The sequence below is a fragment of the Lachnoclostridium sp. Marseille-P6806 genome, assembly GCF_964238185.1.
Classification (GTDB): domain Bacteria; phylum Bacillota; class Clostridia; order Lachnospirales; family Lachnospiraceae; genus Brotaphodocola.
Genome location: NZ_CAXSLG010000007.1, coordinates 1 through 11,932 on the forward strand (window position 1 = coordinate 1; position 11,932 = coordinate 11,932).

Consider the following 11,932-nt stretch of genomic DNA (forward strand, 5'->3'; position numbering starts at 1 on the left):
TTCAGGGTTTTAAACACTGTTCAATCTTTCATTTTCAAGGTTCATTTCGTTGTTGCTTTTGTTCTCAGCAGCAACTCATTTATCTTATCACAGTCGCTTGCGTTTGTCAACAACTTTTTTTAATTTTTTTATTTTTCTTTTTCAGTCATTTTTTGACTAAAAATATCATTTGGAATAGAGAGCGGAGAAAGAGGGATTTGAACCCTCGCGCCGGTTGCCCGACCTACACCCTTAGCAGGGGCGCCTCTTCGGCCTCTTGAGTATTTCTCCGAATTCATAATTCCATATGAGTTGTCTGATTCATTTCTGTCTCAGACGCATTGACAATTATACTGGATAATGTTTTATTTGTCAACTATAATTTTATCAAAATTTTTCAGTTTTTTTCAGCAGCTTTTCAAAGCCCCTTTTCAGCTTATCTTTCTTTTGTTTTCATACAGACATTCCCTTATTCTGCGTATTCCTTTACAGCAGTTTCATAAAGATTGTTTCCCTGGCTGTCAATCACTACGATAACCGGAAAGTCCTCTACCTCCAGCTTTCTGATTGCCTCTGTTCCTAAGTCATCATAAGCCACTACCTGAGATGCCTTGATTCGCTGGGATAGCAGTGCTCCGGCTCCCCCCACTGCCGCAAAATACACGCAGCTGTTGCGCACAATTGCCTCTTGTACAGCTTTCGTACGTTTTCCCTTACCAATCATTGCCCCCAGGCCTAAATCCAGCAGAGCCGGGGTATACTTATCCATACGGCTGGCTGTTGTCGGACCTGCCGATCCAATGGGACGCCCTTCCCTTGCCGGAGACGGTCCCATGTAATAGATAACATTTCCCTCTAACTCAATAGGAAGAGGTTCCCCTGCATCCATGGCATCCTGCATTCTTTTATGTGCTGCATCACGCGCGGTATAGATAGTTCCTGTCAAATATACATAATCTCCTGCTTTCAGGCTTTTTCTGTCTTCCAGAGATACTGGTACGTTAATTCTTCGATTCATATGCTTCTACCTTCCTTTCCCTCTTTCTTAAATCACCCGGTGCACATGTCTGTTTACATGACAGCAAATATTTACTGCAACCGGAAGACCTGCAATATGGGTTGGATATGTTTCAATATTTACAGCAAAAGCTGTTACTGTTCCGCCCAGACCTCCTGGCCCAATTCCCAGTCCATTGATTTTTTCCAGCATTTCCTTTTCCAGCTCTCGGACATAAGGAACCGGAGACTCCTCCTTCAGATTTCTTGTCAGGGCATGTTTTGCCATAAGAGCACATTTTTCAAACGTACCTCCAATTCCCACACCGATCACCATAGGCGGGCAGGCATTGGGGCCTGCATCTCTTACAGCCGTTAAAATAGCCTCCTTTACCCCCTCAATTCCATCTGCCGGCTTCAGCATAAATACACGGCTCATATTTTCACTCCCGAATCCTTTGGGTGCCAGAGTGATTTCAACCTGATCCCCCTCTGTAATTTCATAATGAATAACAGCTGGAGTATTGTCCTTTGTATTTTCCCGATAAATTGGATCTTTAACTACAGATTTTCTTAGAAATCCATTGACATAGCCATTGCGCACACCCTCATTGATAGCTTCTGTCAGACTTCCGCCTTCAAAATGGACATCCTGCCCTGCTTTTACAAAAACCACAGCCATTCCGGTATCCTGGCAAATAGGAATCATCTCATCTCCGGCAATCTGAAGATTTTCCTGGAGCTGGCTGAGAATCTGACGGCCAAGGGGAGATTTCTCATTCTCTGCCGCACATCCCAGGCACTCCTTCATATCTTCTGACAAAAAATGATTGGCTTCTATGCACATTTCCTCAATGGCTTTGGAAATTACACCTGTATCAATGGTTCTTAACATATATTTTCCCTCCGAAATTCCCCTTTATGATTTCTTTTTTTATTCCTGTCTGCAAATCTGCTTCTACCAGAAACAGCCCGGCAAAACCGGGCTGTTTTGATGCGTGCCTGGCCGTCTCAGAAGGTCAGCCGTATATCAAAATTGATTATTCGTTTTCTATACTGTTTTCCTCCGGCTCTTCCTCCAGATGCAGCTCCTCAATACCGTCTCCCTCTGATTTCTTTCCGTCATCTCTTACCTTGGCAATGCTGGCCACGCGAATATCAGAATCCTGATCCACGTTCATAAGCTTTACGCCAGAGGTATTTCTTCCGATTACGGAAATATCATCTACGGAAATCCGGATCACAACGCCTTCTGTTGTAATCATCATAATATCATGATCATCATGAACCAGCTTGGCACCAATCAGATCTCCTGTTTTTTCCGTGATCCGATAGCAGAGTACGCCCTTTCCGCCCCTGTTCTGAGCCGTAAACTCCTCAATCGGAGTCCGCTTGCCCATTCCATAGGCAGAAACAACCAGAAGACTTTCTCCCTGCGTATGCATCTGCATCGCAACAACCTGATCGTCTTCGTTCAGCTTCATACCGATCACGCCCATCGATACGCGGCCGGTTACGCGAACGTCGGTTTCATGGAAACGGATACACTGCCCCTTTTGCGTTACCAGGAAAATATCCTTGGTATCGTCTGTTACCTTTACCTCGATCAGTTCATCATTTTCACGCAGCACAATAGCCTGAAGTCCGTTTTTGCGGACATTTCCATATTCCCTTAGTGGTGTTTTCTTCACCATTCCGTCCTTAGTTGCCATAAACAGATAATCTGACTCCTGATATTCCTTCATAGGAATAATAGCCGTGATCTTCTCACCCGGCTGCAGCTGAATCAGATTCACAATTGCCGTTCCTCTGGCTGTGCGGCTTCCTTCCGGAATTGCATAAGCCTTCAGACGGTATACCCGTCCCTTGTTAGTAAAGAACATGATATAATTATGGGTCTTTGTCAGGATCAGATCTTCAATGTAATCCTCATCAATGGTCTGCATTCCTTTAATTCCCTTGCCGCCCCGGTTCTGGCTCTTAAAGTTGTCTACGCTCATTCTCTTAATGTAGCCCAGCTTTGTCATTGCCACAATGGTATTTTCATTGGGAATCAGATCCTCCATGGACATATCAAATTCGTCAAATCCGATCGATGTTTTTCTGTCATCTCCGTATTTTCCGGAAATCACTGTGATCTCTTCTTTAATCACGCCCAGAAGCTTCTTCTCATCTGCCAGAATTGCCTTTAACTCGCTGATCTTTTCCATCAGCTCCTGATATTCATTTTCCAGCTTCTCCCGTTCCAGACCTGTCAGAGCCCGCAGACGCATATCTACGATTGCCTGAGCCTGAGCATCGCTCAGACCAAACCGTTCTGTCAGCTGAAGCTTTGCAGACTGCACATTGGCAGATCCGCGGATAATCCGGATAACCTCGTCAATATGATCCAGTGCGATCAGCAGGCCTTCCAAAATATGCGCCCGCTCCTCTGCCTTATTCAAATCATATCTGGTTCTTCTTGTAACAACCTCTTCCTGATGCTTCAGATAATATTTCAGCATATCCAGAAGATTGAGGATCTTCGGCTCATTATTTACAAGAGCCAGCATAATCACGCCAAAGGTATCCTGAAGCTGCGTATGCTTTAACAGCTGGTTCAGAACCACATTGGCATTTACATCGCGGCGCAGCTCAATTACAATCCGCATACCCTGGCGATCTGATTCATCTCTCAGATCGGTAATTCCGTCTACCCGCTTCTCCTTTACCAGATCTGCTATTTTTTCGATCAGGCGCGCCTTGTTTACCAGATAAGGAAGCTCTGTCACAATGATTCTGCTCTTTCCGTTGGGAAGAGTCTCAATATCAGACACAGCCCGCACACGGATTTTTCCGCGACCGGTTCTGTATGCCTCATCAATGCCCGCCTTTCCAAGAATTGTTGCTCCTGTGGGGAAATCCGGCCCCTTTACAATGTCAAGAATCTCCTCCATTGTAGTTTCACGGTCTTCCTCAATCCGGTTATCAATGATCTTTACCACAGCGCTGATAACCTCACGCAGATTGTGAGGCGGAATATTTGTGGCCATACCAACAGCAATTCCGGTAGTTCCATTTACCAGAAGGTTTGGGAAACGGGAAGGAAGAACGGTAGGCTCCTTCTCTGTCTCATCAAAGTTTGGAGCAAAATCTACGGTATCCTTGTTAATGTCTGCAAGCATTTCCATGGAAATCTTACTCAGTCTTGCCTCTGTATAACGCATGGCTGCAGCGCCGTCTCCGTCTACAGAACCGAAGTTTCCATGGCCGTCTACCAGCGGATACCGGGTAGACCATTCCTGAGCCATATTGACCAGGGCTCCGTAAATAGAGCTGTCTCCATGGGGATGGTATTTACCCATGGTATCGCCCACAATACGAGCGCACTTCCGGTGAGGCTTATCCGGCCCGTTGTTCAGCTCGATCATAGAAAACAGCACTCGTCTCTGAACAGGCTTTAAACCATCGCGCACATCAGGAAGTGCCCGGGCGGCAATTACGCTCATGGCATAATCGATATATGATTTTTCCATGGTTGACTTCAAATCAATATCGTGAACTTTATCAAAAATATTTGGTTCCATAATTTTCTCCTTACAATCAGATGTCCAGATTCTGTACGTATTTTGCGTTGGCCTCAATAAATTCACGCCGCGGCTCTACCTGATCCCCCATCAGGGTTGTAAAGGTCAGATCCAACTCTGATGCCACATCATCATTCATATTTACGCGAAGCAGAATCCGACGCTCCGGATCCATGGTCGTCTCCCAAAGCTGCTCTGCATCCATTTCACCCAGACCCTTGTACCGCTGAATTTTATTATTGTTGTCGCGGCCTACCTCTTTCAGAATCTGATTCAGCTCCTCATCACTGTATGCATACCAGATTTTTTTATTTTTCTCCAGCTTATATAAAGGCGGCTGCGCCAGATAAACGTGTCCCTGGCGGATCAGCTCCGGCATAAACCGGTATAAGAAGGTCAGCATCAGCGTACTGATATGAGCACCATCTACATCCGCATCTGTCATAATAATAATCTTATGGTAGCGGAGCTTGGAAATATCAAAATCCTCATGAATTCCAGTTCCAAAAGCCGTGATCATAGCCTTGATCTCAGCATTGGCATAAATTTTATCCAGCCTTGCCTTCTCTACGTTGAGAATCTTTCCACGAAGAGGAAGGATCGCCTGAGTATCCCTGGAACGGGCAGTCTTTGCAGAACCGCCTGCAGAATCTCCCTCTACGATAAAGATCTCACACTTTTCCGGCTCCTTGTTGGAACAGTCTGCCAGCTTTCCAGGCAGCGCCATTCCTTCCAGAGCCGTCTTCCTTCTTGTCAGATCCCGGGCCTTTCTTGCTGCGGCTCTTGCTCTCTGGGCAAGAACAGATTTCTCGCAGATGGTTTTTGCTGCAGTAGGATTCTGCTCCAGGAAATAGGTCAGCTGCTCGCTTACCACTCCGTCAACAGCTCCTCTTGCCTCACTGGTACCCAGCTTCTGCTTGGTCTGTCCCTCAAACTGAGGATCCTCGATCTTGACACTGATAATACAGGTAAGACCTTCCCGGATATCCTCTCCGCTTAGATTCGGTTCGCTGTCCTTTAAAAGCTTATTTTTGCGGGCATAATCGTTGATCGTTTTTGTCAAAGCATTTTTCAGACCAGCCAGATGGGTTCCTCCCTCTGGAGTATTTACGTTGTTTACAAAGCTGTAAATACTTTCCGTATAGGAATCATTGTGCTGCATGGCAACCTCTACGAACACTCCGTCCTTCGTTCCTTCACAGTAAATCACATCGCTGTAAAGGGGCACCTTACCCTTGTTTAAGTAAGTAACAAATTCCTGAATTCCGCCTTCATAATGGAATACCTTTTCCCGTTTTTCCTCCCGATCATCCTTCAGCAAAATCCGCAGTCCCTTGGTCAGAAAAGCTGTTTCCTGAAGACGGATTCTTAAAATTTCAAAATCATAAACAGTCTCTTCAAAAATCTCCGGATCCGGCAGGAAATGAACCTCTGTTCCGTGCTGATCGGCCGGGCAGGTTCCCACAACCTTCAGCGGATACATAACCTTGCCCCGCTCATAGCGCTGCTGGTAGATCTTACCGTCCTGATAAACACGTACCTCTAACCAGGTGGACAGAGCATTTACCACAGACGCGCCTACGCCATGCAGGCCGCCGGATACCTTATATCCCCCACCGCCGAATTTTCCGCCAGCATGCAGAATCGTAAAGACGACCTCAACTGCCGGAATTCCAGCCTTCTTCTGAACCCCTACCGGAATTCCACGACCATCATCCATAACAGTGATGGAATTATCCTGGTTAATGGTTACCTGAATATTCTGGCAATATCCGGCCAAAGCCTCATCTACCGCATTGTCTACAATCTCGTATACCAGGTGATGAAGACCTGTCGAAGAAGTGCTGCCAATATACATGCCAGGCCGTTTCCGGACTGCCTCAAGCCCCTCCAGAATCTGAATCTGGTCTGCTCCGTATTCTGCACTCATATTGTTTCCTCCTAGATTTATGTTTAGCTGTAACTGTTTATGGCGGGGCATCTTCTTGTTCGTCTTTGCCGAACAAGAAGCATCGGAGATTTCCCGCCGCCCTGAATAGTTACGTTGAATTTCTAATTTTCTCTTGTCACAGTTCCATCTACCACCTGAAACAATCTGTCAATCCGGAAACGGTTACTGACAAAGTCCTCCACTCCCGTACAGGTAATCATGGTCTGAATATGATGAATTGCCGATAAAAGCTGATTTTGCCGGTGTCCGTCCAGCTCGGACAATACATCGTCCAAAAGCAGGATGGGATAATCCCGCACCAGCTTTTTCACCAGTTCGATCTCTGCCAGCTTCAGGGAAAGGGCCGCTGTTCTCTGCTGCCCCTGAGAGCCGAATCTCCGGATATCAATTTCATCCAGAAAAAATCCAATATCATCCCTGTGCGGCCCAGTCAGCGTTGTTTTCTGCTTCCTGTCCTGAGCACGGCATTTTTTCAGTTCTGCCTCCAGCTGATCGGCAGAAGCATTGGGATCATAAACAATTCTGAGATTTTCCTTTCCTCCGGAAAGATTCCTGTGAATTCCATTGATCATATCATTCAGCTGATCGATAAACTCCTCCCGAAGCCGGATCACCTCTTTCCCATACTGAACCAGCTGTAAATCCCATACATCCAGGGTTTCCTCGTATTCTGGATGAAACATCAGCTCCTTTAACAGCCGGTTTCTCTGCATCAAAACCCGGTTATAGGAGGTCAGTGAATGAACATACAGCTTGTTTAGTTGACATAACTCAAGATCGATGAACCGCCTTCGCTCCGCAGGACCATTTTTTATCAAATTTAAGTCCTCCGGTGAAAAAAATACCACATTGACAATTCCAAAAAGCTCACTGGCCTTTCGTATGGGAACCCCATTAATAGCGATTCCCTTGGCCTTGTTTTTCTTCAGATGCATATCGATTCGATATGGTACGTCATTTTTTCGGATATTCAGTTTAATATGGGATTCATCCTCGTGAAAATGAATCAGCTCCCGATCTTTACTGCCCCTGTGAGACTTGGTGGTACAGCATACATACACCGCTTCCAGAATATTTGTTTTGCCCTGGGCATTATTTCCGTACAGAATATTGGTTCCGGGATCGAATTCCATATGTAATTCCCGGTAATTCCGGTAATTTTTCAGTTCAATTGACTCAATGATCATAATGTTATCCGGATCGTCTCTCCCTGAAAGAGTACTTCATCTCCGTCACGGAGCTTTTTGCCCCGCTGATATTCCACCTGGCCGTTGACCTTTACCAGTCCCTCTTCAATAGCATACTTGGCATCTACGCCGGACTCTACCAGTCCGGCTGCCTTCAGTGCCTGTCCAAGCTTAATGTATTCATCTCTTAACTTAATAATTTCCATTTTTCACTCCTGTTTTCAACCTTCATTAATAAAGTTTACCGGAAGGATCAGATAAATATAGGTTCCCTCCTCGTCCTTAATAAAGCAGGGGGATTTAGGATTCATCATATACAGCTCCACTTCCTCGTCATCGATCACCCGAAGGGCATCCAGAAGGAATTTGGGGTTAAATGCAATCATAATATCTTTTCCTGCTTTATAGGCAGACACATCAGCATTCATGGAACCGATGGTGGATCTTACCTTCAGGTTTACATTGCTGTCCTCTACATTCAAAATGATCGGTTTTCTGTCGCTGTCCCGGATCAGAATCATGGATCGATCAATGCTGTCCATAAATTCCCGCTTATTTACTTTAACCCGTGTTTCATAATCACTGGAAAGCATGTGATCGATCTTGAAGTATTCTCCATCGATCAGCCGGGATACCACCATAGTGTCGTCAAACTCAAATAGGATATGATTTTTGCTGAAAAAGATCTGAACCTCTTTTTCATTATCTCCACCTAAAATTTTACTGATCTCAGACAAGGTTTTTCCCGGAACGATCACCTTGTGGCTTTCATAGCTTTCCTTCAAAGCAATGTTGCGGATAGAAATTCGGTGTCCGTCTAAAGAAACCACTTTTAAAATATTTTCCTTTACCTCTAAGAGCTCACCAGCCATCATTTTGTTGCTGTCATTTGGTGAAATAGAAAAGATGGTCTGTCTGATTGCTTCTTTTAAGGTAAACTGGGACAGAGTAATATACTGATCCCGTTCAATATAAGGCAGATAGGAAAATTCCTCCCCATCTCTTCCAAGAATATTAAACAGGGCACTTTCACACTGAATGGTAGTATTAAACTTGTTATCAGAAGTAATGATTACCGGAGCTTCTCCATCCGGCAGTTTGCGGATAATTTCATAAAACAGTTTTGCATCAAGAGCAATTTTACCCCGTTCCAGAATGGATCCCTCTACTTTTGTTTCAATGCCAAGTTCCATATCATTGCCTGTCAGCTTGATCTGGTCTGCATCTGCATCGATCAGAATACATTCCAGGATCGACATGGTGGTCTTAGCGGGGATCGCTTTGGATACAATGCTGATACCGTTTAATAATGCGCTTTTCTGAAACTGGAGCTTCATGTTGATAACTTCCTTTCTGTCTGTTGGTGGTGCTTTATAAAGCAATATATAATTAAATTTCGTCGTAATCGTAGTAGGGGCTGTGGGTATGTGTAAAAACCGTTTTTCCCTTGAAGATCAAGGCTTCAGGTCCGTTTATAAGTATGTTGATAACTCTTGGGAAGTCTGGGTAATTCTGGTGGATTATCCACAGAGCTGATTTCCAGCGAGGTTTACATAAAAAACGTGATCGATCTGTTCCACAGGGTATCCACAGCTTATACCCTGGTTATCCACAGAAAAATGTGCATAACTACTAATTATTGTGGATTAATCTTCTTTTTTAGTATATCTATTGTGTTTTGCAGGGTCGGATTGCCTTCCAGATCAGCTGCAATTTTATCAATTCCATGAAGAATTGTAGTGTGATCCCGGCCGCCTAAGGATTTTCCGATGTTCTGAAGTCCTGTATCCGTCATATTCCGGCAGAGATACATGGCAATCTGGCGCGGATATACAATTTCCTTGTTCCGACGCTGGGAAATAATATCCAGCGGAGTCAGGTTAAAGTGATCGGCAACTACTTCGATAATAAATTCCGGAGTAACCTCCTTCTTGTCACCAGGGGCAATAATATCCTTTAAGGCCTTTTCTGCCAGTGCAATATTGATTTCCCGGTTTTTTTCCAGTTTGGACAGAGCCACGATTTTCGTAAGGGCTCCCTCCAGCTCACGAATATTGGACTTAATATTGGTAGCAATATATTTGATGACCTCGTTATCAATATTATATCCTTCCATTTCCTCCTTTTTACGGAGAATTGCCATACGGGTTTCATAGTCCGGGGACTGGATATCCACAGTAAGACCCCATTCGAAGCGGGAACGAAGCCGCTCTTCCAGAGTTTCAATCTCCTTGGGCGGTTTATCAGAGGAAATAATAATCTGTTTTTTCGCTTCGTGGAGGGCGTTAAAAGTATGGAAAAATTCTTCCTGAGTACTTTCCTTACCAATAATAAACTGAATATCATCGATCAAAAGTACATCATTATTTCTGTACTTTTCCCGGAATTCTGTGGTGGAAATGTTGTTTTTATTTCGAATTGCATCGATCAGCTCATTGGTAAATTTCTCCGAAGTAACATATAAAATCTTGGCTTTCGGATTGTTTTTCAGAATAAAATTGGCAATGGACTGCATCAGGTGAGTTTTTCCCAAACCTACGCCGCCGTAGATAAACAGCGGATTGTAAATTTCACCGGGAGATTCCGCAACAGCCAGGGAAGCTGCATGGGCCAGGTTGTTGTTGGCGCCGACTACAAAGGAATCAAAGGTATATTTGGGATTTAAGTTGGCATTTTGCAGGGTAACGGGGCTGACCGCGTTTGGCGTAGCATTGATCAGCTGATTATCGGAAACGCTGTCTCTGATAATTTCGTCCTCAACAATAAATTCCACGTTGTCACAGCGGATGCCTGTTACTTCTTCAATAGATACCTTCAGCATGACGCTGTATTTTTTCTTAATATAGCCAAGAAAATTGGCGTCGGGAACGATGATCTGAATAATATTCCCTGGCTGCTTAAGAGAATAGATCTCAAGCGGAAGCAGCCAGGTCTGAAAAGAAACGTTGGATATCTCATATTCGTTTTTTAAATAGAGTAAAATTTCGTCCCATTTTTCTTTTAGTGTTTCTAACATACCTTTGTCTCCTAATCTTTTTCAGGTGGTATTCACAGTTATTGTGGATATTCCGCAGAAATTTGTGGATACGCAAATAAACCCAATCTAAAACCATTGTATAACAAAACGGCCATTTTTTCAACGAAAAACGAAAAAATATGGCCGTTTTGGTGAAATTATCAACATGGTTATCCACAAACTGTGGATAAGTTATCTACAATATCAACAGGCTCTCTGGATAGCTTCTGCCATAATTTGGGCAGCCAGTGTGCCGGCCATGTTGATATCTGCCGGAACGTCTCCGGTGGAAACTGCATAAATGGAATCTCCGTCCGCCATGGTTGCAACCGGGTTAATGCATCGGGCATAGGCGCACCGTGTCATGGATGCGATTTTGCTTAACTGGGCTTTTGAGAATTTTCCATTGGTAATGATTGCTCCGATGGTGGTATTGGATGAGGTAAGCTCTGTTTCTCCAGTAAAGAGATCCGTCTGCTGGCTGAAGCGGTACAGTTCCTCGCAGGTATCGCTGAAATGTTTTCTTTCCGGATCCAAAAGACCTGCAATTTTTTGCCCGGTTTCCGGATTGAAAATATCACCCAGGGCGTTTAACACTACAACAGCAGCCATTTTTAAGCTGCCAACAGATACGGCGCAGAGGCCGATCCCTGATTTCATGGAACGCTCCATGCCGCAGATTTTTCCGACAGAGGCTCCGCAGCCTGCTCCGATGCTGCCGCAGAGGCTTTTGTTAAAGTCAGCTGCGCAGGAAAAGGTTTCCTGCAGAGAGGAGACATTTTTGATCCAGTCTTCTGCCTGAACACAGGCCTCGTAGCCCATGGCTGCATCGGGGCGGATATCGGCCCGGCCCATTCCCAGATCGTAAATACAGGACTGGCAGACCAGAGGAACATTGGCAAAGCCTGTGGGATAGCCCATACCGTGTTCTTCCAGGTAGCGCATAACCCCGTCGCTTGCAGCCAGACCAAAGGCAGAGCCTCCGGAAAGAACGATGGCATTCAAGGGATTATCCGCGGTGACAGGAGAGGTCAGGGGCGTTTCCCGTGAGGCAGGTCCGCCTCCGCTGATATCTACGCCGGCAGCTGCGCCCTGATCGAATATCAGAACCGTAACGCCGGTTTTTGCTTCTTCATTCTCTGCATGGCCGATGCGAAGACCGGGGACGTCCGTAATGGGAATTTCCCTTACAAAGGATGATGGTTTCATAAATAAGTTCCTCCTGTTGTTTGAATTC

Annotated in this window: 9 protein-coding genes and 1 tRNA gene; all 10 read right to left on the bottom strand. The window is 45.0% G+C overall.

Annotated elements, in window-relative coordinates; all coding sequences use genetic code 11:
- Positions 1 to 182: 182 nt before the first annotated feature.
- Positions 183 to 270 (bottom strand) — tRNA-Ser (locus ACESON_RS09935).
- 178 nt (positions 271 to 448) lie between these two features.
- Complete coding sequence (locus ACESON_RS09940; RefSeq protein WP_177958115.1) at positions 449 to 997, bottom strand: Fe-S-containing hydro-lyase; 549 nt, start codon at positions 995 to 997, stop codon at positions 449 to 451.
- Between the two features lie 27 nt (positions 998 to 1,024).
- Positions 1,025 to 1,870, bottom strand: a complete 846-nt coding sequence (locus tag ACESON_RS09945) for a fumarate hydratase (RefSeq protein ID WP_373109614.1) — start codon at positions 1,868 to 1,870, stop codon at positions 1,025 to 1,027.
- A gap of 145 nt (positions 1,871 to 2,015) precedes the next feature.
- Positions 2,016 to 4,541 carry a DNA gyrase subunit A gene (gene gyrA / locus ACESON_RS09950; protein WP_177958117.1) on the bottom strand — a complete coding sequence of 842 codons (2,526 nt, stop codon included), beginning with the start codon at positions 4,539 to 4,541 and terminating at the stop codon, positions 2,016 to 2,018.
- A 16-nt stretch (positions 4,542 to 4,557) separates the two neighbouring features.
- On the bottom strand, positions 4,558 to 6,471 hold the full coding sequence (gene gyrB / locus ACESON_RS09955; RefSeq protein WP_373109617.1) for a DNA topoisomerase (ATP-hydrolyzing) subunit B: 1,914 nt from the start codon (positions 6,469 to 6,471) through the stop codon (positions 4,558 to 4,560).
- A 122-nt stretch (positions 6,472 to 6,593) separates the two neighbouring features.
- Positions 6,594 to 7,679 carry a DNA replication/repair protein RecF gene (gene recF, locus ACESON_RS09960; protein WP_373109620.1) on the bottom strand — a complete coding sequence of 362 codons (1,086 nt, stop codon included), beginning with the start codon at positions 7,677 to 7,679 and terminating at the stop codon, positions 6,594 to 6,596.
- Positions 7,676 to 7,885, bottom strand: a complete 210-nt coding sequence (locus ACESON_RS09965) for an RNA-binding S4 domain-containing protein (RefSeq protein ID WP_177989789.1) — start codon at positions 7,883 to 7,885, stop codon at positions 7,676 to 7,678. The genes recF and ACESON_RS09965 overlap by 4 nt, the downstream gene beginning before the upstream one ends.
- Before the next feature lie 15 nt (positions 7,886 to 7,900).
- The gene (gene dnaN, locus ACESON_RS09970; RefSeq protein WP_177958121.1) at positions 7,901 to 9,016 is read right to left on the bottom strand and encodes a DNA polymerase III subunit beta; all 1,116 of its coding nucleotides are present in this window, start codon (positions 9,014 to 9,016) and stop codon (positions 7,901 to 7,903) included.
- A gap of 299 nt (positions 9,017 to 9,315) precedes the next feature.
- Complete coding sequence (gene dnaA / locus ACESON_RS09975; protein WP_177958122.1) at positions 9,316 to 10,695, bottom strand: chromosomal replication initiator protein DnaA; 1,380 nt, start codon at positions 10,693 to 10,695, stop codon at positions 9,316 to 9,318.
- Positions 10,696 to 10,899: 204 nt separating this feature from the next.
- Complete coding sequence (locus ACESON_RS09980) at positions 10,900 to 11,904, bottom strand: P1 family peptidase (RefSeq protein ID WP_373109624.1); 1,005 nt, start codon at positions 11,902 to 11,904, stop codon at positions 10,900 to 10,902.
- Positions 11,905 to 11,932 lie beyond the last annotated feature (28 nt).